The organism is Parafilimonas sp. (assembly GCF_051953455.1).
GTDB lineage: Bacteria > Bacteroidota > Bacteroidia > Chitinophagales > Chitinophagaceae > Parafilimonas.
In genome coordinates this window covers 37,537-64,097 of sequence record NZ_JBQCIT010000051.1, presented here as the reverse complement: position 1 = coordinate 64,097, position 26,561 = coordinate 37,537, and the positions used below count along the sequence as shown (strand labels likewise).

Annotated in this window: 30 protein-coding genes and 3 tRNA genes; 21 read left to right on the top strand and 12 right to left on the bottom strand. The window is 39.2% G+C overall.

Features of this window, described 5'->3' with window-relative positions; all coding sequences use genetic code 11:
• The first annotated feature begins 32 nt into the window (after positions 1 to 32).
• Both ACTHN6_RS18230 and ACTHN6_RS18225 read left to right on the top strand, forming a co-directional pair.
• Positions 33 to 329, top strand: a complete 297-nt coding sequence (locus ACTHN6_RS18230; RefSeq protein ID WP_440437205.1) for a hypothetical protein — start codon at positions 33 to 35, stop codon at positions 327 to 329.
• Between the two features lie 12 nt (positions 330 to 341).
• Positions 342 to 665 (top strand): helix-turn-helix domain-containing protein, encoded by a 324-nt coding sequence (locus tag ACTHN6_RS18225; RefSeq protein WP_440437204.1) that lies wholly within the window; start codon positions 342 to 344, stop codon positions 663 to 665.
• A 200-nt stretch (positions 666 to 865) separates the two neighbouring features.
• Here ACTHN6_RS18225 and ACTHN6_RS18220 read toward each other — a convergent pair.
• The 4 genes from ACTHN6_RS18220 to ACTHN6_RS18205 form a co-directional block, all read right to left on the bottom strand.
• Positions 866 to 951 (bottom strand) — tRNA-Leu (locus tag ACTHN6_RS18220).
• Between the two features lie 112 nt (positions 952 to 1,063).
• Positions 1,064 to 1,136, bottom strand: a tRNA-Gly gene (locus ACTHN6_RS18215).
• Between the two features lie 71 nt (positions 1,137 to 1,207).
• Complete coding sequence (locus tag ACTHN6_RS18210) at positions 1,208 to 1,417, bottom strand: hypothetical protein (protein WP_440437203.1); 210 nt, start codon at positions 1,415 to 1,417, stop codon at positions 1,208 to 1,210.
• 42 nt (positions 1,418 to 1,459) lie between these two features.
• Entirely contained in the window at positions 1,460 to 2,488 is a 1,029-nt protein-coding gene (locus ACTHN6_RS18205; protein WP_440437202.1) for a glycosyltransferase family 2 protein, read from the bottom strand.
• 136 nt (positions 2,489 to 2,624) lie between these two features.
• Here ACTHN6_RS18205 and ACTHN6_RS18200 point away from each other — a divergent pair, with 136 nt between their 5' ends.
• From ACTHN6_RS18200 to ACTHN6_RS18190, 3 genes are all read left to right on the top strand, one after another.
• Complete coding sequence (locus ACTHN6_RS18200; protein WP_440437201.1) at positions 2,625 to 3,500, top strand: YicC/YloC family endoribonuclease; 876 nt, start codon at positions 2,625 to 2,627, stop codon at positions 3,498 to 3,500.
• A gap of 4 nt (positions 3,501 to 3,504) precedes the next feature.
• Positions 3,505 to 3,972 (top strand): gliding motility lipoprotein GldH, encoded by a 468-nt coding sequence (locus tag ACTHN6_RS18195; RefSeq protein ID WP_440437200.1) that lies wholly within the window; start codon positions 3,505 to 3,507, stop codon positions 3,970 to 3,972.
• Positions 3,973 to 4,061: 89 nt separating this feature from the next.
• A complete protein-coding gene (locus ACTHN6_RS18190) occupies positions 4,062 to 5,330 on the top strand; it encodes an alpha-amylase family glycosyl hydrolase (protein ID WP_440437199.1) in 1,269 nt (422 codons plus the stop codon).
• 293 nt (positions 5,331 to 5,623) lie between these two features.
• Here the strand turns inward: ACTHN6_RS18190 and ACTHN6_RS18185 are convergent, their stop codons facing one another.
• The 5 genes from ACTHN6_RS18185 to panC all read right to left on the bottom strand — a co-directional run bounded on the left by ACTHN6_RS18185 (position 5,624) and on the right by panC (position 9,480).
• The gene (locus ACTHN6_RS18185; RefSeq protein ID WP_440437198.1) at positions 5,624 to 5,842 is read right to left on the bottom strand and encodes a hypothetical protein; all 219 of its coding nucleotides are present in this window, start codon (positions 5,840 to 5,842) and stop codon (positions 5,624 to 5,626) included.
• Between the two features lie 205 nt (positions 5,843 to 6,047).
• Positions 6,048 to 7,143 (bottom strand): peptide chain release factor 2 gene (gene prfB, locus ACTHN6_RS18180; RefSeq protein ID WP_440437197.1). Its coding sequence is split into 2 segments (ribosomal slippage): positions 6,048 to 7,082 and positions 7,084 to 7,143, totalling 1,095 coding nucleotides; the frame shifts between segments, so codons are not numbered across the junction.
• 174 nt (positions 7,144 to 7,317) lie between these two features.
• Positions 7,318 to 8,082 carry a hypothetical protein gene (locus tag ACTHN6_RS18175; RefSeq protein WP_440437196.1) on the bottom strand — a complete coding sequence of 255 codons (765 nt, stop codon included), beginning with the start codon at positions 8,080 to 8,082 and terminating at the stop codon, positions 7,318 to 7,320.
• 117 nt (positions 8,083 to 8,199) lie between these two features.
• On the bottom strand, positions 8,200 to 8,610 hold the full coding sequence (locus ACTHN6_RS18170) for a DUF1801 domain-containing protein (RefSeq protein ID WP_440437195.1): 411 nt from the start codon (positions 8,608 to 8,610) through the stop codon (positions 8,200 to 8,202).
• A 24-nt stretch (positions 8,611 to 8,634) separates the two neighbouring features.
• Entirely contained in the window at positions 8,635 to 9,480 is an 846-nt protein-coding gene (gene panC / locus ACTHN6_RS18165; protein WP_440437194.1) for a pantoate--beta-alanine ligase, read from the bottom strand.
• A 108-nt stretch (positions 9,481 to 9,588) separates the two neighbouring features.
• Here panC and ACTHN6_RS18160 point away from each other — a divergent pair, with 108 nt between their 5' ends.
• From ACTHN6_RS18160 to metK, 3 genes are read left to right on the top strand one after another with little or no spacing between them, the layout of a single operon-like run.
• Positions 9,589 to 10,404: a glycogen/starch synthase gene (locus ACTHN6_RS18160; RefSeq protein WP_090658593.1), complete on the top strand. Its 816-nt coding sequence runs from the start codon at positions 9,589 to 9,591 to the stop codon at positions 10,402 to 10,404.
• Positions 10,405 to 10,410: 6 nt separating this feature from the next.
• Positions 10,411 to 11,844: a DUF4270 family protein gene (locus ACTHN6_RS18155; RefSeq protein ID WP_440437193.1), complete on the top strand. Its 1,434-nt coding sequence runs from the start codon at positions 10,411 to 10,413 to the stop codon at positions 11,842 to 11,844.
• Between the two features lie 44 nt (positions 11,845 to 11,888).
• Positions 11,889 to 13,139: a methionine adenosyltransferase gene (gene metK / locus ACTHN6_RS18150; RefSeq protein WP_440437192.1), complete on the top strand. Its 1,251-nt coding sequence runs from the start codon at positions 11,889 to 11,891 to the stop codon at positions 13,137 to 13,139.
• Positions 13,140 to 13,222: 83 nt separating this feature from the next.
• Here the strand turns inward: metK and ACTHN6_RS18145 are convergent, their stop codons facing one another.
• A complete protein-coding gene (locus tag ACTHN6_RS18145; protein ID WP_440437191.1) occupies positions 13,223 to 15,094 on the bottom strand; it encodes an alpha-amylase family glycosyl hydrolase in 1,872 nt (623 codons plus the stop codon).
• A 35-nt stretch (positions 15,095 to 15,129) separates the two neighbouring features.
• Entirely contained in the window at positions 15,130 to 16,521 is a 1,392-nt protein-coding gene (locus ACTHN6_RS18140) for an MFS transporter (protein ID WP_440437190.1), read from the bottom strand.
• A gap of 253 nt (positions 16,522 to 16,774) precedes the next feature.
• Between ACTHN6_RS18140 and ACTHN6_RS18135 the strand changes: the two genes are divergently transcribed.
• Positions 16,775 to 16,858: transfer RNA gene (locus tag ACTHN6_RS18135), tRNA-Leu, on the top strand.
• 204 nt (positions 16,859 to 17,062) lie between these two features.
• Here the strand turns inward: ACTHN6_RS18135 and ACTHN6_RS18130 are convergent.
• Positions 17,063 to 17,200, bottom strand: coding sequence for a hypothetical protein (locus tag ACTHN6_RS18130; protein ID WP_440437189.1), 138 nt, complete (start codon positions 17,198 to 17,200; stop codon positions 17,063 to 17,065).
• 244 nt (positions 17,201 to 17,444) lie between these two features.
• Between ACTHN6_RS18130 and ACTHN6_RS18125 the strand changes: the two genes are divergently transcribed.
• From ACTHN6_RS18125 to ACTHN6_RS18070, 12 genes are all read left to right on the top strand, one after another.
• Positions 17,445 to 17,984 (top strand): carboxymuconolactone decarboxylase family protein, encoded by a 540-nt coding sequence (locus tag ACTHN6_RS18125; protein WP_440437188.1) that lies wholly within the window; start codon positions 17,445 to 17,447, stop codon positions 17,982 to 17,984.
• A 61-nt stretch (positions 17,985 to 18,045) separates the two neighbouring features.
• Positions 18,046 to 18,735 carry a peroxiredoxin-like family protein gene (locus ACTHN6_RS18120; RefSeq protein WP_440437187.1) on the top strand — a complete coding sequence of 230 codons (690 nt, stop codon included), beginning with the start codon at positions 18,046 to 18,048 and terminating at the stop codon, positions 18,733 to 18,735.
• A gap of 7 nt (positions 18,736 to 18,742) precedes the next feature.
• Positions 18,743 to 19,210 carry a thioredoxin family protein gene (locus ACTHN6_RS18115; protein ID WP_440437186.1) on the top strand — a complete coding sequence of 156 codons (468 nt, stop codon included), beginning with the start codon at positions 18,743 to 18,745 and terminating at the stop codon, positions 19,208 to 19,210.
• Between the two features lie 69 nt (positions 19,211 to 19,279).
• Complete coding sequence (locus tag ACTHN6_RS18110; RefSeq protein ID WP_440437185.1) at positions 19,280 to 19,573, top strand: putative quinol monooxygenase; 294 nt, start codon at positions 19,280 to 19,282, stop codon at positions 19,571 to 19,573.
• A 5-nt stretch (positions 19,574 to 19,578) separates the two neighbouring features.
• Entirely contained in the window at positions 19,579 to 20,418 is an 840-nt protein-coding gene (locus tag ACTHN6_RS18105; protein ID WP_440437184.1) for a helix-turn-helix domain-containing protein, read from the top strand.
• 4 nt (positions 20,419 to 20,422) lie between these two features.
• Positions 20,423 to 20,968, top strand: a complete 546-nt coding sequence (locus ACTHN6_RS18100; RefSeq protein ID WP_440437183.1) for a carboxymuconolactone decarboxylase family protein — start codon at positions 20,423 to 20,425, stop codon at positions 20,966 to 20,968.
• Between the two features lie 87 nt (positions 20,969 to 21,055).
• The gene (locus ACTHN6_RS18095) at positions 21,056 to 21,982 is read left to right on the top strand and encodes a protein-disulfide reductase DsbD domain-containing protein (RefSeq protein ID WP_440437182.1); all 927 of its coding nucleotides are present in this window, start codon (positions 21,056 to 21,058) and stop codon (positions 21,980 to 21,982) included.
• A complete protein-coding gene (locus ACTHN6_RS18090) occupies positions 21,976 to 23,043 on the top strand; it encodes a protein-disulfide reductase DsbD family protein (protein WP_440437181.1) in 1,068 nt (355 codons plus the stop codon). Before ACTHN6_RS18095 ends, ACTHN6_RS18090 begins: the two co-directional genes overlap by 7 nt.
• Before the next feature lie 51 nt (positions 23,044 to 23,094).
• Positions 23,095 to 23,586, top strand: a complete 492-nt coding sequence (locus ACTHN6_RS18085; protein ID WP_440437180.1) for a DoxX family protein — start codon at positions 23,095 to 23,097, stop codon at positions 23,584 to 23,586.
• Positions 23,587 to 24,597: 1,011 nt separating this feature from the next.
• Positions 24,598 to 24,927, top strand: a complete 330-nt coding sequence (locus tag ACTHN6_RS18080; protein ID WP_440437179.1) for an ArsR/SmtB family transcription factor — start codon at positions 24,598 to 24,600, stop codon at positions 24,925 to 24,927.
• Between the two features lie 57 nt (positions 24,928 to 24,984).
• Positions 24,985 to 25,830 (top strand): arsenite methyltransferase, encoded by an 846-nt coding sequence (locus tag ACTHN6_RS18075; protein WP_440437178.1) that lies wholly within the window; start codon positions 24,985 to 24,987, stop codon positions 25,828 to 25,830.
• Between the two features lie 11 nt (positions 25,831 to 25,841).
• On the top strand, positions 25,842 to 26,294 hold the full coding sequence (locus ACTHN6_RS18070) for a DinB family protein (protein ID WP_440437177.1): 453 nt from the start codon (positions 25,842 to 25,844) through the stop codon (positions 26,292 to 26,294).
• Positions 26,295 to 26,561 lie beyond the last annotated feature (267 nt).

Genomic DNA, 26,561 nt, shown 5'->3' with positions numbered 1-26,561 from the left:
AATGAACATGGGTAATGGAAGGGCTAAATTACTTGTCGGATTTTTTTTGGGGTATCAAGGCTGATGCCCGTATCAGCATTACTCATATTGGTGTTTATGCGGCATTGTTACAATACCGCATAGAAAATGGATGGACTAATCCTATTCAGGTTTTCAGCTATGAAATTATGAACCTCGCGAAATTATCATCAGCAATCACTTACCACAAATGCGTGAGACAATTAAGCGAATATGGCTATATAAGGTATGAGCCATCGTTCAACAGGAAAAAGGGAAGCAAGATTTATTTCCGGGATACAAGTTATCTGAAGGAAAATTATGAGGATTAAAACAATTGGAAAATGGAAACGATGATTTTCATACCCAAAGAGGAAGATTTTCGCAGGTGGATAAAGGAAGAAATTAGGGCATCGGTCAGAGAGCTGTTCAATGAGCTAAAGCCTAATCCAATGGAAACTGAGGATATGAATCCGCTGATCAGTCGGGCTGATACCGCAAAAATGCTTGGAATATCTTTGGTAACTCTTACAGATTGGGTTAAGCGTGGATTGCCCCGTCACAAGCAAAGGGGGAGGGTTTATTTTATGAAATCGGAAATATTAGATTATTTAAAAAGTGACACTGGAGGGAGAACAGGGAAAATTCAGCAAAAAAGCCAGCTATAAATGCTGGTTTTTTTATGCCTTTTTAGCCTTGAGATGGGTATTATTTTCGCTATTTTTGCAATAGAAAGTTCTTTGACCTCACATCTCAAATCGTCAAACTGATTGAAAATAATTGGTCTGGAAACAGGCATTGTTTGAAAATTGTTTGAAAATCTTGAAAATGGCATAAAAAAAAGCCGTCTTGTTCAGACGACTTTTTGTACCCGAGGCGGGAGTTGAACCCGCACGAACATTGCTGTCCATTGGATTTTAAGTCCAACGTGTCTACCAATTCCACCACCCGGGCAAAATTTTTTAAGCCAAATATACACAGGATTTTAAGTCCTGCGTGTCTACCAGTTCCACCACCAGGGCGAAAAAAAAAGTTACCAGTTATTGCTAACTAATAACTTTTTTAGAGCGGAAGACCAGGCTCGAACTGGCCACCCCGACCTTGGCAAGGTCGTGCTCTACCAAATGAGCTACTTCCGCATTATGATTAAGAACTTTTTTGGGATGGCAAAAATAGCAATCTGCACGATACTGCAAAATATTTTTGCATTTTATTTATACTGCGGCGTATATAAAGTATTGGCAGGTATTTCCACATCCGGCTTACCCTTGTAGCGGTAAGTATAAAGATAATAACTCATGCCTGTAAAGAGGGCTATTAAACAAAGCACCTGCAGGTAAAATAAGAAGCGTGAAGAGTTTACCCAGTTATAACCAAACTCTTTGTCTTTGTATTCTGAAATATCTGTATCGTGTGACATGCTTTAGTTTTAACGCTGCAAAAATAAGGCCTCCGGTTAATATTATCTATCCTCCTTCATAATTTCTGAAAAATGTTTTTTCTTTTTTATGAAATAGGCCCAAATAAGTGATGCATTATAAACGCCGGATATTTCTTTTATTTTTTTTGAAGGAAGCTTTTGATATACGCTGCCGGCCACCATCCATTTTATGACACCTGCATGCGCCTGCAATACGGCTTTAAAAGAGGTGGCATCTTTTTGTAAAAGTGATTTAAACGCAAACACCCAGTCAAGCAAAATGCGCAATGGCATTTTCCAGACTGCCTCCGAAAACGGCAGGTTTTTAAATAACATAATAAGATTATTCCTGAAATTAAGATAGGTTTTGCGGCTGTTTGTTCTTGCCAAAGTTCCACCCCCTACATGATATACTGTTGAAGAAGCGCAACAATATATAGCATAGCCTGTGCGCTGCAAACGCCAGCAGAGATCGATTTCTTCCATGTGCGCAAAGAAGTAAGCGTCAAAGCCATCCATTTCATGAAAACATGTTGCTCTGATACATAATGCCGCGCCGGTGGCCCAAAATACTTTTTCATTCGTGTTATACTGGCCGGTATCTTCTTCACAAACATCAAAAATTCTTCCGCGTGCAAATGCATAGCCAAGCGTATCTATCCATCCGCCACAAGCGCCTGCATATTCAAAATATTTTTTGTTGTGATAGGAGCGTACCTTAGGCTGGCAGGCTGCGATATTTTTATTGCTTGCCATCAAATCAATCATGTCTTCAATCCATCCAGGTGTTACTTCAACATCTGAATTCAAAAGAACATAATAATCTGATGCAACTTTTTTAAGCGCTTCGTTATAACCGCCTGCAAAGCCATAATTTTTATCAAGCATAATAAGTTCTGCCGATGGAAAATTATTTTTCAGATAATCAATGCTGTCATCGGTGGAAGCATTATCGGCTATAATAATTCTTTTATTCGGATAAGTGGAGGCAAACACCGAAGGCAGGAATTGTTCAAGGAAATTACGGCCGTTATAATTTAATATTACTATGGCTACAGCGGGGAAATTCAATTGCGTTTTATTTCAAAAATAAATGGAAAACATTCAAATCAAATTGCTAAAGTTTAATCGGCATTATCCAAAACAAATTTTAAACACATGCACTATTGAACCTTAAGCTTGCAGATAATTACTTTTCTTTGCATTTATGCTTTACTCAATGACCGGCTATGGCCGCGCAGAAAAAACAATTGGCGGCAAATCATACTTAATTGAATTGCGTTCGCTAAATGGCAAGCAATATGATATTCGCCTTACTATGCCTGCTTTGCTCAAACCTTATGAAATTGAAATACGCAATATCTTAAACGAAGGGTTGATGCGCGGCAGCATTGAATGCATCATTACGGTTTCGCAGAATGGTTCTGAAAAATCTGTTAAGCTAAACAAAGCCCTGATAAGAGCTTATTACGAGCCCGTATCAGAATTGTCTGAAGAATTGGGTTTATCGCAGGAAAATGTTTTAAGCACGTTGCTGCGCATGCCGGATGTTGTAAGCACTTCCAATGAAGTAATTGCTGAAGCTGAATGGCATTTATTTGAAAACATTTTAAAAGAGGTGATTAAAGATTTAAACAACCACCGCAAAGAAGAAGGTAAAAGTATGGAAGATGACCTGCTGGCGAGAATCACCAATATTGAATTGCAGCAGGCTGCCGTTGCAGAACTTGAACCGCAGCGCCGCATTAAAATAAAAGAAGGTTTGCAAAAAGTTTTGGAAGAACATATTGGTAAAGAAAATTATGATCCTAACCGCCTGGAGCAGGAGCTGATTTATTATATCGAAAAGATTGATATAAGCGAAGAACAGGTGCGCCTGAAAAACCACTGCACTTATTTTAAAGAAGTGCTGAATGATAATGCAATTATAAAGGGGAAAAAATTATCATTCATTTTACAGGAAATAGGAAGGGAAATAAATACAACCGGCTCCAAAGCTTATGATGCAGATGTGCAGAAATGTGTGGTATTAATGAAAGATGAACTGGAAAAAGCGAAAGAGCAAATTTTAAATGTATTGTAAGTGTATGAAGCATTTGAGGCTTTTAATTTTTATTGTTCCTGCTTTTTTATTCAGCGCCTGCAATACAATTGATGTATTTGAAAAAACAGCGCCTATTCCCCTGCACAAATGGAGCAGCGATACATCGCTGTCGTTTACATTCCAGGCAAAAGATACCCTGGCTTACTACAATATTTATTTTGTTTTGCGCCACACGGAGGCCTATCATTTCAATAATATATACATTGATTTTACCGCTACGTTTCCCGGTAAAAAACCCAAAACCACCCGCTTTAATTTGCCCCTTGCGAATGGCAAGGGCTGGATTGGTGCTGCTATGGATGATATCATAGAACAGCGTGTATTGCTGTTTAGTAAACCTTCCAGGCTCGATTCAGGCACATACACTTTTGCCATTCGCCAGGTAATGCGCGAAGACCCGCTGGAAAATGTGTTGAATGCCGGGATAAGAGTGGAGAAAGTAGTGCAGTAAATACCATAATTATTACAGTTGATAGCAAAAATCAAACTATCATATAAGTCATTGGTATAATACTTGATTTCTTTAGCAATAAAATTTAAATGGCAATAGCTTTTCCGATTATTGATTGGGGAAACGGCACGAATATTTACGAAGTTAACATACGTCAATACACACACGAAGGTACTTTCAATGCCTTTATTAAGCATATTCCGCGCCTGCATAATATGGGCATTGATATTTTATGGCTTATGCCGGTTACGCCCATCAGTGTGGAGAAAAGACAGGGCACTTTTGGCAGTTATTATGCAGCAAGTTCTTACACCAATATTGATCCCGCTTATGGCACGGAAGATGATTTCAGGGAATTGATTTCCACAGCCCATTTTTTTGGAATGAAAGTAATTATTGACTGGGTAGCTAACCACACAGGTTACGATCATCAATGGACAAAAGAACATGCGGACTGGTACAGGAAAGATGAACACGGAAATTTTACGGAATTATACGGCTGGGTGGATGTGATTGACCTAAACTATGAAATTCCTGCTTTGCGCAAAGGCATGATAGCCGCCATGAAGCACTGGATAGAGAATTTTGATATTGATGGCTTTCGTTGCGATATGGCGCGTACCGTTCCTGTTGATTTCTGGGTGGAGGCGCGTGGTGAATGCGATGCGGTAAAACCGTTGTTCTGGCTGGCTGAATGCGAGATATTGAATTACCATGAATCATTTGATCTTACTTATGGCTGGGAAGTGATGCGTGCTTTTGATAAATATTTTAAGGGCGAAATGAAGTTTGAAGAAATAAAACCCTTGCTCATTAATTATGCGCATTATCCTATTGGTTCCAGAAAATTACTGTTTACATCCAACCACGATGAGAATACTTATCAGGGAACGGAATATGAAAAATATGGTCCAAGCGCAAAAGCAATGGCGGTGTTTAGTTGCACATGGCCCGGCATTCCGTTAATTTATTCCGGGCAGGAAAAACCCAATCATAAACGCCTTGAATTTTTTGAGAAAGATTTTATTGACTGGGATGGACCTGTGGAATTACACGGGTTTTATAAAACCCTGCTCACCATCCGCAAACGCAATAAAGCTTTGCAGGAAAGTGCTTCTGTTTTATTATTAAATACCAATGCGCCTAATGTATTGGGCTATTTATGCAGGCGACGCAAAGACCGGATACTTGTGTTGATGAACCTTGGAAAAGAAGCAACAACATTCTTTATAGACCATCCTGCATTACCGGGAAATTATATCAACCTTTTTTCAGGAATGCCTGTTGAAATAAAAAGAAAAGAAACGTTTACATTTCAGCCGGGCGAGTATGTGGTATATCACATAACTTATAAATAAAGTTTATAGTTTGTTTGCTACATAACGTGTTGTGCTATTAAAATTTTAGGGAGCATCTGTTAAATAATGTTCTCAGCACGTCATGTCGAGGTAAGGAGACATTTCTGCATAATTATAATTCAAAATAAATTAGAGATTTCTCCTGTCGTCGAAATGACGGTTCAGCCTCCCACACACAGCCCAATAGCACAACACGTTACTGCATAAAAAAACCGGTTAGCATTGCTAACCGGAGCGGGTAAACATAAACTGTTTACTCAAAAGCTGAGATGTTTATGAATTTCCCATAATCTTTAAGGCTTATTCCCGTTTTTACGGGGTTCTTCCTTTTTATTCTTTGTGCTTGCTGCTGCAAGCCGTGTTTGGATATCTTCGTCGTAAGGATGTTCTATACCATGCTTATCATCCGGTATCCCTAAACCGCTTGTGGGGCCACCCTTTGCGGCCAGGTCTCTTTCTTCATCGGCATTAACGGCAGCATATCCCTGTTGATCAATTTTGTTATCCGGCATAATCATTAAGTTTAAAGTTATACAATACCTAATAATCTTTAAATTATCATGCCATAATTAAGGGATATGGAAATTTTAAGATTACTGAATTAAATTTTAAAACGAGCCGGTAATCTGTTGAAGCATTAGCCGCGATGCACTAATAACCATTGTGTTTAATGGTAAATTTTATCTCAGCATCGGTGACTAATATATTTGCTGTGTTTTACTGTTGTTCCACTTCCTTTTCCATCATTAAATAAGCTTTGATAAAACCATCCAGTTCACCATCCATTACAGGCTGCACATTGCCCACCTCATAATCTGTGCGATGGTCTTTTATCATTTTATAAGGGTGGAAAACATAGCTTCTTATCTGGCTCCCCCATTCAATTTTTTTCTTGCCCGCATTGGCTGCATTTTTTGCTTCTTCGCGTTTGCGCAATTCTTCTTCATACAAACGGCTCTTAAGCATTTTTAAAGCCAGTTCACGGTTTTCGCCCTGTGTTCTGCTCTGCTGGCATTCAACAATAATACCGGAAGGCATGTGTTTTAAGCGAACTGCAGTCTCCACTTTATTTACGTTCTGACCGCCTTTGCCGCCGCTGCGGTAAAACTCCCATTCCAGGTCGGCAGGGTTTACATTTATTTCAATCGTATCATCAATTAACGGATAAACAAAAACGCTTGCAAAAGAAGTGTGTCGCCTTGCATTGCTGTCAAACGGGGAAATTCTAACCAAACGGTGCACGCCGCTTTCCGCCTTTAAAAATCCATAGGCAAAGGGACCGTCGAACTGCAATGTGGCTGTTTTAATGCCTGCACCATCACCTTCCTGGTAATCGAGTTCTGTAACTTTCCAGCCTTGCTTATCACCATACATTCGGTACATACGCAAGAGCATTTCTGCCCAATCCTGGCTTTCAGTGCCACCGGCGCCCGGGTTTATCTGTAGTATGGCAGGCAATTCATCTTCCGGCTGATTGAGCGTGCTTTTAAACTCCGCATCATCCAATGCGGTTAAGGCATTATCATAGGCTTGTTTAGCCTCTTCTTCGGTGGCATCGCCTTCTTTCCAAAAATCAAATAATACGGCAAAATCTTCCACAGCAGTTTCTACGTGTTTGTATAGCTTGAGCCAATATTCGTTTGTTTTGATTTCTTTCATAATGCCGGTGGCCCGGTCATTATCATTCCAGAAGCCTGGCGAAAGGGAGAGCTGGCGGTCGTTCTCTATTTTTTGCGTGCGGTTATCAACGTCAAAGAAACCTCCTTATCCCGGTTAAGCGGGACCGCAATTCCTGTAATTTTTCCTGTGTCATAGCTGCGAAGATAAGAAGAGGAATTTTTATGTTTAAGCTTTGGTATTCAATTGACACCGGTTGTGTCACTTCCTTAGGCAGTTGTTTTCTATACAATATAAGTACAGTGAATGTCAAATCATCTTATCAAATTAATTTCCGAGCCTTACACGCTTAATATAGACGGAAAATTAATTACTTTGGCAAAGCCTTGTTTAATTTTTTATAATTCAATTTCAATTCAATTAATTCGTCGTTTACTATACGTTCTGCAAATAAAGTGAACCATAACATTGATTGGTTATAATCCTGTAAATATGCTTGTGCGTCCATAAATCGGGCTGTTGCATTTTCTTGGTCCGTAGAATGGTTTGATACACGCATCCATTTAATTGAGTTTAAATGTCCAATGGCAGCCTCTGTTAAATTTATTGCATTTTTCCATTGAGAAAGCAAGGAATCATTTTCAACTAAAAAAAAATTATTTCTTTCTTTTTCCAATACAGAATCAATACCATGTAATATTTCTATTTTTTGATCGAGAGTGGGTACATATAGCAGGCTTGTATAGCCAAGATTCGGCGGACTACGTAAGTATGCAACACTAAAATAAAGGCTAAATAATTCCTTGTTTTTTTCTGTATAATTTTGAGCAGTTATTTGTGTAAGTGCAAGTTTTGCAATTTCTAAATTCCCTAATTGTGTAATATTTGATTTTCTTAATTCATCTAATTGCATCATTAAAGTTTCTTGGTTACGATTTAATCTTGTAACTACTCGGTTTTCTTGTATAACCATTCTATTTAAAGCGTCAATTTCATCGTGTTGAAAAAAAACTATTATTGATAATATTAATGATGTAACTCCAAGAATAAAAGTTGCAACTCTATCAAATCTTTTCCACCCTTTATTTGTTTTAGTATTATCCGCAATTTTTTGAAGTAATGGATTAAAATGCATGTATCTAAAATAAATTTTTTCAGTTGGTGTCTTTCCTAATCAACTGAGATATTTTAATTAATAGTTAGCGGCATAAACTAATCTGATAAGTTTACTGCATAAGTACGTTTGTTATTACTATTTTTTCTTACTGTTATCATAAGCAGTTTTAAAAATCTTCTTCAGCACAACCTCACTAACACCACTCAGCTTGTTTATGTATAAGCAGCCCTTGCCGGTTTTATGCTTGCCAAGCTTTTCCAGTAAATCATCATATTTATGAATGCCACCAGGAATATATAAGACAATGTTTTGCTTGCGCGGAGAGAAGCCTATCAAACATATATCTCCTTCGTGGCCGCTTTCATATTTGTAATGATAGCTGCCAAAGCCTACAATGCTGGTACCCCACATGGCCGGTGTAAGCCCGGTGGCTTTTTGCATCATATCGCTAATGGCAAAACAGTCTTTGCGTTTTTGTGCATCTTCCACTTTATTTAAAAAAGCAGTAACGCTGTCTTCTGTTTGTTTTGTTTTCAGGTTAGCCATTGTTCAAAATTTCGATACAGTAATTTACAAAAGAATATTGTCAATCAACCTTACATCTTCAATAAATGCAGCAGCCAGCGCAATGAATTTTTTTCCGGGTCCGGCAACTGTTACCGGTAATAAAGTTTCAGCGTCGCATATTTCCACGTAATCAATTTTATCAAACCCGCCTTGCAATATTTTTTCTTTTGCGCGTTCCTTCAACCAATCAACATCTCTTTCAGTAATATGTTGTTGTATAAATTGTAAAGATTGATAGATGACTGTTGCTTTGGAATGTGCATTTGTGCTTAAACGCATGTTGCGGCTGCTCATGGCAAGGCCGCTTGTTTCCCTTGCTGTATCCACCGCTTTTATGTTGATGGAAGGATAAAAGTCCTGCATCATCTTTTTTACAACAAGGTATTGCTGGTAATCTTTTCTGCCGAGAAAAAGAATGTCTGGATGTACAATATTTAATAACCTGTGCACCACATTGCATACACCCTGGAAATGGCCCGGCCTGTATTTGCCTTCCAGTATATTCTCAAGATATCCCAATTCAAAATGCTGTAAATGCTGTGTGCCCTGCGGGTAAATTTCGTTAAGAGAAGGTAAAAAAAGAATATCGGTTTTATTGGTTTCCAGTAAAAAAATATCCTGCTCAATTGTAACCGGGTATTTATCAAAATCGCTTTTATCATTAAATTGAGTGGGGTTCACAAAAATGCTGCATACCACTATATCGCATTGTTTTTTGGCTTCTTTCATGAGGGCAAGATGGCCAGCATGCAAAGCGCCCATTGTGGGTACGAAGCCAATTTTCAATTTGTTATTACGCAGTTTTTCCAGTTTGGTCTGCAGCGGCCGGATGGTTTTAAATAATATCATTGAAGGGATTTAACAGCGCCCAAATGCCTGTAACTCTTAATTTTCAAAGCATTTCTTTACCTTTGCACTCTTTATTTTTTTTAGCATTAGGTAAAAAACAGGTTTTTAATGTCAACAAAGAAAAGAATTTTATTCATAGCTACAGAAATGTCACCCTACCTGGAGCTTACAGAATTTGCCGAGATTGTAAACAAGCTGGCAATAAAATGTAATGATAATGGCTATGAAGTGCGTTGTATTATGCCGCGTTTTGGTGTGATTAATGAAAGAAGGCACCGCTTGCATGAAGTGGTAAGATTATCCGGTATAAATGTTTCTATTGATAATGACGACCATCCTTTACAAATAAAAGTTGCCTCTTTGCCTAATGCAAGATTGCAGGTTTATTTTTTGGATAATGAGGACTTCTTTAAACGCAAGCATATTTTTCACGATGAAAACGATCATTGGTTTGATGACAATGATCTTCGTACCATATTCTTTTGCAAGGGCGCTTTGGAAACTGTGAAAAAATTTGGCTGGCCTCCTGATATTATTCATTGCAGCGGCTGGATGACAGGCCTTATTCCCATGTACCTGAAAACTGTTTATAAGCGTGAACCCGTTTTTCTGCATAGCAAAACAGTCTTTACTATTGGTCAAAATACATTTAAAGAAAAGCTTGGAAAACATTTTCTTGAAAGAGCTGTTATTCATGCTAACATTAAAGAAAAAGAGCTGGAACCGTATAAAGATAATAACAACACTGCCATGTTCAGGGGCGGTGCGCATTATGCAGATGCCATTACTTTCGGCGCTGAAAAAATAGATAAAAAGCTTGTTGAAGAATTTGCCAAATCACGTGGTAAAAAAATCCTGCCTTATAGCAAGGAATCTGATTTAACAGAGTATTTAGAATTGTATAACGAGCTTGCGTCGAAGTAAAATTTCATGAATTACCCTCATTTACGGCCCAGGTTTTTCCAGGGTGCTTTACTTTTTCTGGTTGTTCTTTTTTCTTGTACCAAAATAATTACCACAGACATTGGTTCAGGGTTAATTCCGCCGGTTGATGGCGTTATAACAAAGGATACGGTTATTGAAGTATCCACAAAAAATCTTGGCTTTGATACCATATCGGTAGGCATTTCAGACGATCATGTGCTGGGTTATGTAAACGACCCGGTTTTTGGAAAAACCACTGCTTCAATCAACTTCCAGGTAGCGCCGGAAACTTCTCCTTTTGCACGCGGCATTAATAAAGACAGCATTGTAGTAGATTCCGTAGTATTATCCTTAAAATATAAAGGCGTTTGGGGCGATTCATTGCAACCCTTAAACCTTCATGTTTACAGCATGGATCCCGAAAATTTGTTTAACAGCAAATCTTCCTATGCTAATACAAAAAAATTTATAAAAGGGCAGGAGCTTACAGAATTTAACACTGCCAAATATGTAGATATCCGAAGGCTTGATGATGTTGATACGATAAAAGGTGTGGCGGCAACAGAGATAACAACTAATCAGCTTCGCATAAGGTTAAATAAATCGTTTGGTGAAAATATTCTCCGGTTAGACAGCGCTACTTACTACACCGGCGATTCTGCATTTTATACTTATTTAAGAGGTATTATAGTTGAGCCCGATGCCACAGGTCAGGCATTAATGCGCATGAACCTTACAGACACCACGACGCGGCTTGCTTTGTATTATCATAAACTCGGGGGCGGCGATACATTGGTTAAAAGGTTTATGCCAAAGGCTTTAACGTCGGCCAGCTCCAATACGATTTTAAGAGATTACACCGGCACTGAAATTCCTTCTTATGTAAACAGGCCAGACAGTAACCAGGATTTGATATTTATGCAAACCAGCCCGGGCACACGCGCTTTTATTAATATTTCCAATGTAAAGGGAATGCCTAATGTAATTGTGCACCGCGCAGAAATATTGATGAACCAGGTGCCTTATGCATCTAACGATACATTGCTTTCACCACCTAACCTTTTCCTCGCTGCATATAATAAAGATTCGGCGCACCAGTTTATTATACCTTATGATGTCAGCGTATATAACGGAAGCATAAATAATCTTACACAGTTTGGCGTTTCTCCAAGATTAAAGAACGGTGTATATAGTTACAGTTTTGATATTTCAAGGTATGTACAGAATATAATAACCAGAAGTGATACTCTGTATAACCTGGTATTAACTGCCCCATACAATCAATATATTTATTACGATAACACTTTTCAATACGCGCTACCTATTTCGTCGCCTTCGCTTAATTATCCTGCCACAGGCCGGATCAGGCTGGGCGGTGGCAACAATAACAACAGCCAGTACAAAATGCGGTTACATATAGTGTATTCATTGCCCGAATAATTTTTCCTGCATAACACTATATTTGCAACTCCTAAAAAAAATATATGCCTTATTTATTTACGTCCGAAAGTGTATCTGAAGGACATCCTGATAAAATTGCAGACCAGATATCTGACGCTTTAATTGATAATTTTCTTGCCTTTGATGAAAACAGTAAAGTTGCCTGCGAAACGCTGGTAACAACAGGCCAGGTTATCCTCGCCGGCGAAGTGAAATCAAAAGCATATCTTGATGTGCAGGATATTGCACGCAACGTTATTCGCAAAATCGGTTATACCAAAAGCGAGTATATGTTTGAAGCGCATTCCTGTGGTGTGCTTTCCGCCATACACGAACAGTCGCCCGATATTAACCAGGGTGTTGACAGGGCCAGCAAAGAAGACCAGGGCGCCGGCGACCAGGGTATGATGTTTGGCTACGCGATTAATGAAACGGAAGATTATATGCCGCTGGCATTAAATATTGCGCATAAACTTTTAATAGAACTGGCCGAACTGCGCCGTGAAAATAAAGATATAACTTACTTAAGGCCTGATGCTAAAAGCCAGGTTACATTGGAATATTCTGATGATAATAAACCTGTGAGAATTGATGCCATTGTCATATCAACACAGCATGATGATTTTGATACGGAAGAAAACATGCTTAAGAAAATTAAGCAGGACATGCTCGATATCCTTATTCCAAGAATATTAAAGAAGAACCCTGAATTCAAACCTTTATTTACAGATAGTATTACTTATCATGTTAACCCAACAGGTAAGTTCGTAATCGGCGGCCCGCATGGCGATACCGGTTTAACAGGCAGAAAAATTATTGTTGACACTTATGGAGGTAAAGGCGCCCATGGCGGTGGTGCCTTCAGCGGCAAAGACCCAAGCAAGGTTGACCGTTCTGCTGCTTATGCTACACGTCATATTGCAAAAAACCTTGTGGCTGCAGGTGTGTGCGATGAAGCGCTTGTACAGGTGTCTTATGCTATAGGCGTTGCAAAACCCACAAGCATTAATGTAAAAACATTTGGCACATCAAAAGTTGGTTTAACCGATGGTGAAATAAGCAAAAAGGTTGAAAGTATTTTTGACCTTCGCCCATATTTTATTGAACAGCGCTTAAAGCTGCGCAATCCTATTTACAGCGAAACAGCAGCTTATGGCCATATGGGCCGTAAAAATGAAGTAGTTGAAAAAACATTTACCTCTCCTGAAGGCAAAAAGGTTAACAGAAGCGTTGAATTATTTACCTGGGAAAAGCTTGATTATGTTGATAAGATAAAAGAAGCTTTTGACTTATAATAATAATCAAATCATTCGTCAAAAAAAATGACGGCCTTTTATAAGCCGTCATTTTTTTTATAATTTTTCAATTTCGTAAAAGATTATTTCTTTAGTTCAAACACCAATGCCTGCAATGAATCAATGGTAATGGGAGAGGAGATTGCATGTGAAGTATTATCCAGCACATTTACGGCATTTGTAAAGCCTGAAGTACGTTCAGCATACTTTGAAAAATCAACTGCTTGCTGTTTATCGCTTGTATTTAATGCAACCATGATGGTTTGATTTTCATCATACCTGAAGTAAACATATAGCCCGTCAACAGGTAAATATTGCAGGAGCTTGCCCGTCTTTAATGCTGATGAATTCTTTCTGAAGTTGGCCAACGTTTTTATTAATAATTGAATAGCTAACTGATCTGCATTTAAGTTCTTTCCTGTAAAAGCATTTGCACTATCGCCATTCCATCCACCCGGAAAATCAAGCCGTACCCAGCCGTCAGGATTGGTAACACCTTTCATTAATACTTCATCGCCATAATACATTTGCGGAATGCCGCGGCAGGTGAGCAGCCATATAAAGCCCATCTTATCTTTTTGCAAACTTTCATTCACCACAGAATACCAGCGGCTGAGGTCATGATTATCTAAAAAAATAACATTGCGTGTTGGGTCTTTGTATAAGAAATCATTGCTTAAAGTGGTGTAAAGTTTATTTACGCCATCCGTCCATCCGAAAGCTTCATTCATTGCCGGCTGAATGCCATAAAACAAACATTGAAAATCTGTAATGCCCTGCAGGTTGCTTTTAAAAGGTGTATTGATATTATTCTCTGCAAAGTAAGCTTCATTTGCGGTGCCATGCACCCAGGCTTCACCAAACATGGTTATATGCGGGTATTCATCCGTGAGCGCTTTATTACAGCGGTTCATAAACTCAAGGTCGTTATAAATATAAGTATCAATGCGCCAGCCATCCACTCCAAACTCTTCAACCGAATAAATGGCATGCTGGATTAGAAAATTGGCTACAAAAGGATTGGATTGATTCAGGTCGGGCATTTGCTGCGTGAACCATCCATCGCTTGATTTTTTCCTGTCAGTTTCCGCTGCATGCGGATCAAACAAAGGCTGCTCCCTGTAACTGGTCTGTGTGAATTGCGGCCATTGATGCAGCCAGTCTTTTGAAGGCATATCCTGCACAAAAAAATTATACAGGCCAACATGATTGTACACCGCATCCTGTATCAGTTTCATACCGCGTTTATGCAGTTCGTCACTTAATTGCAAATAAGCTTTTTCGCCGCCAATGCGTGGTTCAATTTTGTAATGATTGGTGAAAGCATAACCATGTTCAGTGCGGTTGGGCATATCATTCTCAATAACCGGCGTCATCCATAAAGTCGTAACGCCCAGGTCTTTTAAATAATCAAGATGATTGATAACACCCTGTAAATCGCCGCCGTGCCGCAGAAAAATAGAATCGCGGTTGAGCGATTGATCTTTCATGCCTGCAATGCGATCGTTTGTTGTATCGCCATTGCTGAAACGGTCGGGCATTAAAAGATAAATAAAATCGGAAGAAGTAACACCCTGTGCAAAAGCAGTGCCATTGCCCTGCCGCCTTTCTTTCAATTCATAATTAATACTCACCTTTTGCTTTCCTTCTCCAAAACTAAAAGTGCGCTTGCCAGGCTTTGCATCTTTATCAATCACAAGATTAAAAAAAATATAGTTTGGATTTTCAACCCTTTCCATCTTTTTTAGCGTGATACCATCTGCAAGCTGTATACCGGCTTCCGTCATTTTAATCATGGGAATTCTGGCTGCAATATTGGGTGAATGAACCATTAACTGCAATTCAGGATTCTTCATGCCTGTCCACCAGTGTGTGGGATAAACATCAATTGTTTGTGCTGATAATGATGAGCAGCAAATAATGCAAATAAGGAATGATGCAAATAATTTATACATAACAAGAATTAAAAAATATAACTAATGAATATCTGTTATACGGGCCGGTCATCTGCTGTTTCATACATGGCGGCATCACCAGCCGGATCATTTTTATTTTCATATATTAAACTATAACAAAGAATGGCTGCAAGCACCATAAGCGCTCCGCCAATTTGTACGGCAAGCATCCTGTCGTTGTTTAATAAATGTTCCATTATCCATCCAAAAAAGAGGGAAGCAATTATTTCGGGCAATACAATAAAGAAATTAAAGATGCCCATATAAACACCAATTTTATCTTCTGGTAAAGCCCCGGCCAGCATAGCGTAAGGCATGGAAAGAATACTGCTCCAGGCAATGCCAACGCCTGTCATACAAAAATATAATTCATAAGGCTGCGTTACAAACCGCACGGAAATTAAACCGATGGCGCCACACAGCAAACACAATGTGTGCGTGGTTTTCCGGCCAAGTCTTTTGGCAATAACCGGTATGAGCAAGGCGAATAAAAAAGATATAATGCTGTAATAAGATAAGGTTAAGCCGCCATATTCTATACCCTTTGCATAAAGCGGATCAGCAGTATCTGCTGCATGAAAAATATTTCTTGCAACAGCCGTGTTATAATAAAACCACATTAAAAATAATCCCGGCCATGTAAAGAACTGCACCAGTGCGAGCCGCTTCATTTTTGAGGGCATGTTTTTAATGGCATGTGTAATTTCAGTAACGCCATGACTGATACCCTTTTTGTTTTCTTCAATTTTTTTTTGTGCAGGAATAGCTACGGGCGGATATTCTTTTGATGTAAGAATAGTGTACAAAACGGCTATGAAAAATATAGCCGCGCCTGCATAAAAAGCAAATTCAACCGTGGGCGGAATTCCTCCTTTTGTTGAAACACTCGGCACATTAAACACATGCGACATAAGCCAGGGTAAGGCCGATGCAATGCTTCCGCCCAGGCCAATTAAAAAGCTCTGCATGGCAAAACCCTCTGTACGCTGGCTTTCAGGTAATTTATCTGCCACAAACGCCCTGAAAGGTTCCATGGCAATATTGCCGGATGTATCTAAAATCCATAATAAACCGGCGGCCATCCATAAGGAGCCGCTGTTGGGCATAAGAAATAAACAGATGGTACTTAACATTGCCCCAACAAAAAAATAAGGCCTTCTGCGGCCCCAGCGCGGGTGCCAGGTCCTGTCGCTCATATAACCGATAATAGGCTGTACGATTAAGCCTGTAAGTGGTGCGGCCAGGAATAACAACGGTATCTGCTCCGGTGATGCTTTCAGGTACTCGTAAATAGGGCCCATATTGGCACGCTGAAGATCCCACCCGAACTGTATTCCAAAAAACCCAAAACTCATATTGAATACCTGCGCAAAACTTAATCTTGGCTTTGATACAAAAGCGGGAGCAGAGGAAGCAGTTAATGCCATGGCAATCGTTTATAGACAACAAAGATGTGTGAAAAATACACGTAATGAAGTTTTTGCAATATATTATTTTTAACGATAGATGAACCCCGATTGCATAAGCGGTGAGTTAACCATATTGTACCTTTGCAACACAATGAAAACATTAAAGCAGATAGCCCGCTGGTTCAGAAATTTTTTCTTTCCCAAAAAGAAATGTTGCCAGTAGTGTTTGGCTGATTTGATTTCAGGATGTAACATTGCACTCCTTTTCAAAGCCCGGATGGCGGAATTGGTAGACGCGTCAGACTCAAAATCTGGTATCTTCACGGATGTGCAGGTTCGATTCCTGTTCCGGGCACTTAATTATCAAAAAATTAAAAAAGGCCGCTTTAGCGGTCTTTTTTAATTTACCAGTAAATAATTGGTTAATTAAAACGGTAATCTTGCCAATAGATGTAAAGAACTTAATGTAAGCGAATTAAGATTGCTTCATAATTATTGAATATAATTTTCAATCTTTTCGGTACATCTCCAGCCGGTAAATTTCCTGTTCAATTAAATTTTAACTATCCAGTTTCACCTGGAAATAATTATCCATTACCTGTTGATTGGTAACATTTGAAATTTTAGGTATAGGCTTAAATCTTTTCAATTCTTCATTTAGTTTTTCAGCATCATGCCGAATCTCGCAATGAAGCATCTTCAGCCTGATTTTTTCATTAATACAACTAAATATTAGCTGATAATCTTGCCAGTTAATTAATAATATTTATTTACGAATCATTATATCAATAATTCTTTCCGGATGATATTTAATTAAATATGCAGCATCGGGAAGTTCCGACAACAGAACGGGAAATTGAGATACCTGCAACGGTTATTGCCTCATCTACTTTTGTGCTATAAATTATTTGAAAGATTTAGATCATTAAAACAAGCAGAAGATGAGTAACATATTTGAAGTTCTGAAAAAAGAAAATGTTTCGGCAAAAAACCAACAGGTATTTGATGAGATGAAACGTGTATTTGGCGCGGTGCCCAATTTGTATTCAACACTTGCTTATTCTGAAAATGCGCTTGATGCATACTTCAAGCTTGAAACAAGCCCAAATTCTTTAAGCGTGAAAGAAACAGAGGCTGTGAACCTGGTAGTAAGCGAAGTAAATAACTGCATGTATTGCCTGAGTGCACATACCATGATTGCCAAGCAATCCGGCTTTACAGAAGAAGAAACCATCCAGGTAAGGTCAGGCAATGCACCGTTTGATACCAGGCTGGATGCATTGGTAAAATTAACAAGGGAACTTTCTGAAAACAGGCATATAGAAAATCCTGCGTTGCTTGATGCTTTTTTTGAAGCAGGTTATACTAAAGAAAACCTGATGGATATTATTATTCTTGTTGGCGACAGAACCATTAGCAATATACTTCATGCAGTTACCAAAGTGCCTATTGAGTTTCCGCTGGCAAAAATGCTTGATTAATATCTTGATTAATATTTTTAAAACATCGTAGTAAAACTTACAATAAAAAACAACTACATAAATGAAACCTACTACTAAACTATCGTTCAAATTCATTGCGGTAGTCCTGTTGTCCGCATGCTCAATACAAATGGTTCGCGGCCAGGAAGCAATACAATCTACGGAGGCCGCTGCCATGAATGCCGGTCAAATGTCTTACATGGTCCCGCAAAAACCGGAAGACATCAGCCCGTTACTTAACGGAGAGAAAATTCCCATGGCAACGCTCACAGATGTTATGGGAAAAAGTTTCGACCTGAATAAAGCAGTAGCGGAAAAGCCAACCATTTTAATTATTTACCGTGGCGGCTGGTGCCCGTATTGTTCGAAGCAGCTTTCCGGGCTGCAACAGGCAGCGCCTGAATTGGAAAACCTCGGTTATCAGCTTATTGCTATCAGCACAGATGCCCCTGAAGGCTTAACGCGGTCAGCAACAAAAGAGAAGCTGAGCTATACATTGCTTTCAGATGCGGATCTTAACCTTTCCAAACAATTGGGAATTGCGTATAAGGCGCCTAAAGGATATTGGGAAATGTTGCCCAAAACCACAGGCGGAAAGGATAGTGATCTTTTACTGCCTGTGCCGTCCGTATTCATTCTCGATAAAACGGGTACTATACATTTTGAATATATCAATCCTGATTTCACACAGCGTTTAAATCCGGAGCTTTTAAAAACCGTTGCAGCCAGCCTGCAAAAAGATCTTAATTAAAGAAGTTATGTTTAAAGTATATAACAGCAAAATATTATTACTGTTTAGCTTAGTCGTAATGTTAATCGGAACAAGTGCAGTTGCCCAACCTAAAGCTGAACAACGTGCCATGCCTCCCGCAAAGGAAATAATGTTTACGAATGGAAAATGGAAAGATATAGCAGCACAGGCCAGGAAAAACGGTAAATACATTTTTGTTGATGCTTTTACTACCTGGTGCGGCCCATGCCGCCAGCTTAAGAATGTTACTTTTAAAGATGAGAAAACAGCGTTGTATTTTAACGATAACTTCATCAATTACACGATTGATATGGAAAAAGATGAAGGTTTAACGTTAGCAGAAAAATGGCACGTTGCTGAATATCCATCGTTATTGTTCTTTACGCCGCAAGGCAAACTGATCATGAAACAGATAGGATATGTGGATGCGAAAAAATTAATTGAATTTGGCGAACAGGCGCTTGCCAAAAAATAGCGCAGGTATAATTTCATAAACTTTGTTGACGCAACGGCGCTGTATTTTAAAAATTTTAAAAGAGTTATTATGGAAACAATTTCATTATTGGTTAGACTTGAGGCTAAACCGGACAAAGAACAAACAGTAGCCGCTTTTATAAAAGATGCGTTGTCTTTAGCGCAACAGGAAGCGCAAACCATTCGCTGGTATGCGTTACAAATCGGCCCTTCTACGTTTGGCATATTCGATACGTTTGAAACAGAAGAAGGAAGAGATGCCCATCTCGGTGGAGAAATCGCAAAAGCATTGATGGCAAATGCGCCCGATTTATTGGCAAAGGCACCGGAAATTGAAAAGGTAAATATTCTGGCATATAAGTAATTATTATGATCAGGGAGTACAAGGAAAATGCAACATCGGCGCGATTTATCATGCATAGCGGCAATAAATTATTTTCGGGACAGGGACTGAATAAACCCTCTCCTTATCCCATTAATACTTTCGTGTATAACAAGGGTGCTGCCCAGGAAGTAGTCATAGACGAGATAAGTTATACGATGCCTGGAACCTGTATTCTCCCGCTTGTTTCCAATCAGCATTTTGTATTTGAACACCCCGGATCGTTAACAGCCTGGCAGTTTAACCGGGAATTCTATTGCATTGTTGACCATGATGCTGAAGTAGGTTGCGTAGGATTTCTTTTTTATGGAATAAGGCATCCCATGTTCATTGTATTGGATAAGCAGGAAGCTGAGGAAATGGCGCACATGGAAAAAGTATTTTCCAGTGAGATGATGCTGACAGACAATTTTCAGGGTGAAATGCTCCGGACACTTTTAAAAAGAGTGATCATAAAGACTACGCGAATGGCGAGGAACCAAAGTGAAAGTTACCAGCTATTCCCCGATGAAAAAATGGACATTATAAGAAGATTCTCTTTGCTGCTCGAAACAAATTTCAAACAACAACATGAGGTCCGTTTTTATGCCGCCGCCCTTAATAAATCACCGAAAACATTGAGTAATGTTTTTGCATTACTCAAACAGCCGTCACCGTCGGTACTTATCCGCAACAGGATAATACTGGAGGCTAAGCGTTACCTCCATTACACAGAAAAATCCGCCAAGGAAATTGCTTTTGAATTGGGTTTTGAAAGCCCGGCACATTTCAGCAGGTTTTTTAAAATGTATGCAGGCACAAATATCTCTGAGTTCAGAAACTTGTGACAAGATGTTTAAATATCCTGATATTAAAAGCCTCCCCGATGAAACGGGAATAAGTAAAAAGAACAAAGATTTTATAGCCTACTTCAATAAACGGCTTGGCCGCACGCCTAATCTCTTATTGGCTATGATGCATTCAGATAATGCTTTAAGCAATTACTATTCTTTTTACCGCCGTAAAACTTCGTTATCAAAACGGGAAGTTGAAGCCATAACGCTTACCGTATCGCAATGTAATCATGCCATGTATTGCCTGAGTGCGCATACAATGATTGCGAAGCTTAATGGCTTTAGTGATGAAGAGATATTGGAGCTGCGCAGCGGTGTAGCGCCTTTCGACAGCAGGCTGGATGCTTTGGTAAAACTTGCAGGTTGTTTGACATTGCATGTTGATAGTATTGATGACAGGTTAATTGAAGGTTTTTTTGAAAAAGGTTATACGAAAGAACATTTTATGGATATGCTCCAGGTGATTGGCGACACCTTTATCACGAACATAACCGGCAAGGTGTTCCAGGTGCCAATAGACTATCCGCCTGCAAAGGAATTTTAAAAACATCCGTCATTTTATAGCGCGAATACACAGAAGGACTCGTCCGGTATCTTCAACCGGTTATTTTAAATCACATATATTATTATCATGAAAAGATGGATATGGGCGCTCTTGTTGCTCCCGTGTATAACTGTAAAAGCTCAAATTAAGGATGTTGTAAAATGGGATTACAGTGTTGATAAAATAGATTCAAATATATACGAGGCCGTATTGACTGGAACCATAGAAGAAGGCTGGCATTTGTATTCCCAGGATCTGCCAAAAAATAGTGGTATTCCCACGACTATGAAGATCACTTCAGGCAATGTTGAAACTGTAGGTACTGTGGAGGAGTTGGGTAAGAAAATAGAGGAATTCAGCGAAGCATTTGGCGTTCAAATCATCTACTATTCTGACTCGGTAAAATTCGTTCAGCAATTCCGGATGAAGCAAGCGGATGAAAACGCAAAGATTTCAGCGGAAATTACGTTCCAGGTTTGCAATGATAAAATTTGCCTCGCCCCTAATACACTTGAATTTGAGCAGCCCATAAACAACACCAGCCGGCCTGCAGTAAACGTTGCAGACAAGCAACAATTTGATACACAAATTAACACAGACAGCATCAAGGTTTCTTCGCTGGACTTTAAACATCCACTTATAAACTGCGGAACTGCACAGCCTGTTGATAGATCCGGAAACGGGCTGGTATTCTTTCTAGGTTTTTTGGGTGGTTTTATTGCCCTGCTTACGCCATGTGTATTTCCTATGATTCCCCTTACCGTTTCCTTCTTCACCAAAAGCGCAAGCGGTAAAATAAACGGCCGCCGGAATGCGCTGTTATATGGCCTCTTTATCCTGGTAATTTTTCTCGCATTAAGCATTCCATTTCATATTGTGGATGGCATCAGCGGCAATATATTCAATGAAATTTCTACAAGTACCTGGCTCAATATCTTCTTTTTTGTGGTGTTCCTTTTTTTGCATTCAGTTTTTTTGGCTACTACAATATTTCATTACCCAACTGGTTGTTAAACAAATCGGCACAGGCAGAAGATAAAGGCGGGATGGTTGGCATATTCTTCATGGCGTTAACATTGGTGATCGTTTCTTTTTCCTGCACGGGACCAATTTTAGGCAGCTTATTAGGCGGCGTGGCATCCGGTTCAAAAAATGTTCCGCTGCTGTTAACATTTGCACTTGGCGGTTTTGGTTTATCATGGGCTTTGGTTTTTGGTTTGCTCGCCTTGTTTCCGCAGGTGCTCCTGTCACTGCCAAAGTCGGGCAGTTGGATGAATACATTGAAGGTTTTTCTCGGCTTTGTGGAAATAGCGCTTGCTTTTAAGTTTCTTTCCAAAGCAGATCTTGTGGCAAAGACTTTTTTGTTGAAAAGAGAATTATTTATTGCTCTTTGGATGGTTACTGCAACAGGGCTTGCATTGTATCTCTTTGGTTTAATCAGTTTTCCTTATGACAGCAAGAACCAGCGAATATCACTGTTTAGAAAAGCAGTTGGGTTGGCAAGCCTTCTTTTTACAATTTATCTTACTACTGGTTTAGTGCCTTCTCAAAAGCCACGGCTTTCTTTATTGAGCGGTATCCTGCCGCCACTGAATGTTAGTTTTTTTGCCAATCCTGCAGATGGCGTATTGGGGCTTCATCCTTCGCACGATTATTTTCATGCTATTGAAAAAGCGGAGCAAACACAAAAACCTGTGCTGATAGACTTTACCGGATATGGTTGTGAAAACTGCCGCAAGATGGAAGAATTTGTATGGAGCCAGCCTGATATTTTACCAATACTTCAGCATGATGTTGTACTTACCTCGCTATATGTTGATGACCGTGAAGCGCTTCCTGAACAAGAACAAATTGCTATTGATATGGGGAATGGCCGGAAAAAAAGGATCAAAACCATTGGTGATAAATGGTCTTTGTTTCAACAGGTAAATTTCAATAATAATTCGCAACCGCATTATGTATTGGTAACACCAGATGGTAAAGTCATCAATGCTCCTGTTTCAGGATATATGTCGAAGGAAACATTTAAGAAGTTCTTAGAATGTGGCACCGGCTATTTAAATAAAAGGGAGTAATATTTTATTCAAAAACTAAATCATATTAACCAGCTTTTAAAATAAATTACGATGATATTAATTACTGCGTTATTCAATCCGGCAAAGAAAGTATATGATAGCTGGGCGCCTTTTATCTTAAGGATAATTGTGGGGATAGGTTTTTTTGTACATGGCTATGCCAAGTTAAGCAAAGGACCGGAAGGGTTTATTAAATTATTGCACCAGGCTGGGGTTCCTGCGCCTGAGCTTATGGCCTGGCTGGCAATTATTTCAGAGGTTGCAGGAGGCGTGGCATTAATCGCAGGTGCTTTTGTAAGTATAGCCTCTATTCCTTTAATTATTACCATGCTCATTGCCTTATTTACGGTTCAATACAAATATGGATACAGTTCGATAAAAACCATTGGCCTGGATGCAAACGGGCCAAAATTTGGCCCTCCCGGATATGAAATTAATTTGCTTTATATCGGAGCATTGATAATGTTGATTTTTGCAGGGGCAGGCAAACTTTCAATTGACTCACTAATTTTTAAATCCGGAAAGAATTCAGATCGTCATTAAACAGATGCGCCTTATAATAATTGTATAAACCACGCCCTAAAACTTATTTGTTTGAAAGTGAACAAGTATTTGCAGCCTATCGCACCAGGACGATACAACAGATTTTCATAAACGCAAAAAATAAAGCCGTGATACATAAGGATATAGGCATACACAGCCTGCGGCATAGTTTTGCCACCCATTCGCTGGAAAAGTGAACAGACATAAAATATATAAAAGAGCTATTAAAGCATTAAAAGGTGAACCATATGAACTATGGAAAGAAGCAGGTGCAGGAGGTTCTATGAGTACAACTTTGGAGGACTTTACAAAATTTTATACAGCTTTAATACGTAGCAATGACCTTTCAAAAAAAGTTTCAAAATTATGACAAGTACGCAAGTCAGAATTAAATCAAGAAGCCAATCCGGCCCAATTGCAAAAATTGATAGTACGGATAATAACAATATACAATTAGGTTATAGGCTTAGGAGTTGGGGTTTTCAAAACGCCTTATGGCAGAGCATTTTTCAAAGAAGGACACGATGATGGTTGGAACATTATTCAATTTGTTTTCCCGATAAGAAAATTGCAATTGTGATTATGACTAACAATGATAATGAAGAAAGTATTTTCAAAGAACTTTTGGCGTACAGCATTGGCGACACTTTTACACCTTGGCGTTGGGAAAGCTACATTCCCTATGACGAGAAGAATTAACAGCAGGCAGCACTCGGCTTGCTGCTATGCCGGCAGACAGATTGCAGCATCATATTTTTGTTCGCTTTCGACAATAGTTCTAGCTGGGCGAACACTGATGAACAGTAAATTTTAGTTTGTACTTTGATTTCAATCAGCCTCCGTTGCTATGCTGACGATATAAAATACCGGTAAACCGACACACAAAACCCAACCTTGCCAAAGAGCTGCAGTCATCAATACACGGCAATCATTCTTTAACCTGACAAGAACCAAGAGCGAGAAATTTTTTTGCACTTTAAAAATTAATCGTATTATTGCGATAATAAAGTTATGGGTGCAACTAAATCACACGAGTTCAGTGTTAAGGAAAACAGGTTAGCCAAATATGCTAAAGCATTGGCTCATCCGGCACGAGTTGCCATCATGGAATTATTAGCAACAAAAGCCACCTGCCAGTGTGGTGATATAGTGGAAGAACTGCCATTATCTCAAAGCACCGTTTCACAGCATCTGAAAGAACTAAAACAAGCAGGTTTAATTAAGGGAGAAATTGAGGGTGCCAAAGTGTGCTATTGCATAGACGAAAAGAAATGGAAGGCAGCACAGGTTTGTATAAATCAATTATTCGATAGTTATAAAGGCGGCAGCAATTGTTGCTGACCTTTTTTTAACTATAATCATCGTAATATTTCGATAACAGTATAAAATTTAAATAACATGGAAACTCAAGAACAAGTAAAGGAACTGGTAAGGCAGAAATACAGCGAGATTGCTTTACAGGACAAAGAAACCAACCAAAGTTCCTGCTGTGGTGCTGGTGGTTGCTCAACAGAAGTATATAACATTATGGCTGACGATTATTCGCAACTTGAAGGGTACAATCCTGATGCGGATTTAGGCTTAGGCTGTGGACTACCTACACAGTTTGCTAAAATCAAAAAAGGTGATGTTGTTATTGACCTGGGAAGCGGTGCCGGCAACGATGCTTTTATAGCAAGGCATGAAACGGGAGAAACAGGTAAAGTAATTGGCATTGACTTTACGCCTGCCATGATTGATAAAGCAAGACACAATACCGAAGTACGTGGCTTCAACAATGTAGAGTTTAGACAAGGTGATATTGAAAAAATGCCAGTTACTGCAAATACTGCCGATGTAATTGTAAGTAATTGCGTATTGAACCTTGTACCAAATAAAGACGGAGTAATAAAAGAAATGTACAGGGTACTAAAACCAGGTGGTCACTTCTCCATTTCTGATATTGTGTTAGAAGGCCAGTTACCAAAAGAAATAAAAGAAGCGGCTGAAATGTATGCAGGCTGTGTTGCCGGAGCTATTCAGAAGCAAGTGTACCTGGAACTCATAGAAGCAAATGGCTTTGCAAACATCACTATTCAAAAAGACAAAACAATCATTATTCCCGACGATATTCTTAGTCAATACTTATCAGCCGATCAAATTGCCGCTTTCAAACAATCGGGTACAGGCATCAGAAGTATCACCGTTTATGCAGAAAAACCTTTAGAAACAACTTGCTGCACACCCGGTAACGGCTGTTGCTAAAAAATACGATTATGAATAAGACAACACTTTTAGTAGAACTTTGGGAAGAAGGCAGAACCCGTTTTTCCCAACTTCTTGAACACATCCAGGAATCAGATTTAAAGAAAACGTTAGCACCTGCTCCAAATTCTGTAGGATTTCTTATACGTCACATTGCTGATGTGGAACTGCTCTTTGCTAAAAATGTTTTTAATGCAACTGATGTAGCGGTTCATGCTAAGACCGTAATTGTAAAAAAGGACACTGGTGAATGGACGAATCTTTCAGAATTGTTATCGTATCAGCAACTGTCATACAATACCCTTAAAAAGATACTGATGGCCCAAACCGAAGACGATTGGGAAAACACTGTTACGACAAAAGAATTTGGAACAAAAACAAAAGCAGAAGGGTTAGGACGCATCGTTACTCATACAACGTGGCATGCTGGTCAGATGGCGATAATCTTAAAATATATTAAGTAAAGATGTCAGCAAACGATTGTGTTCCGGCACTCCAAAGAAAACGATTAAGATTTTTGGACAGTATTTAACCTTGTGGATATTTTTAGCGATGGGTGCAGGCGTAGCGATTGGGTAAGCCGGTAAGAAATGAGTGCCCATGGTTGCTTTTTTCATAACGTACTTTGGCAAATGGCGGATACATTCAGGATTAAGCCAACTGCTAAAGGAATATTGTAGTGGCACCAAAGCGGTCAGGCATTTGCAGGTGTCATAGGTCTTTTGGTAGAG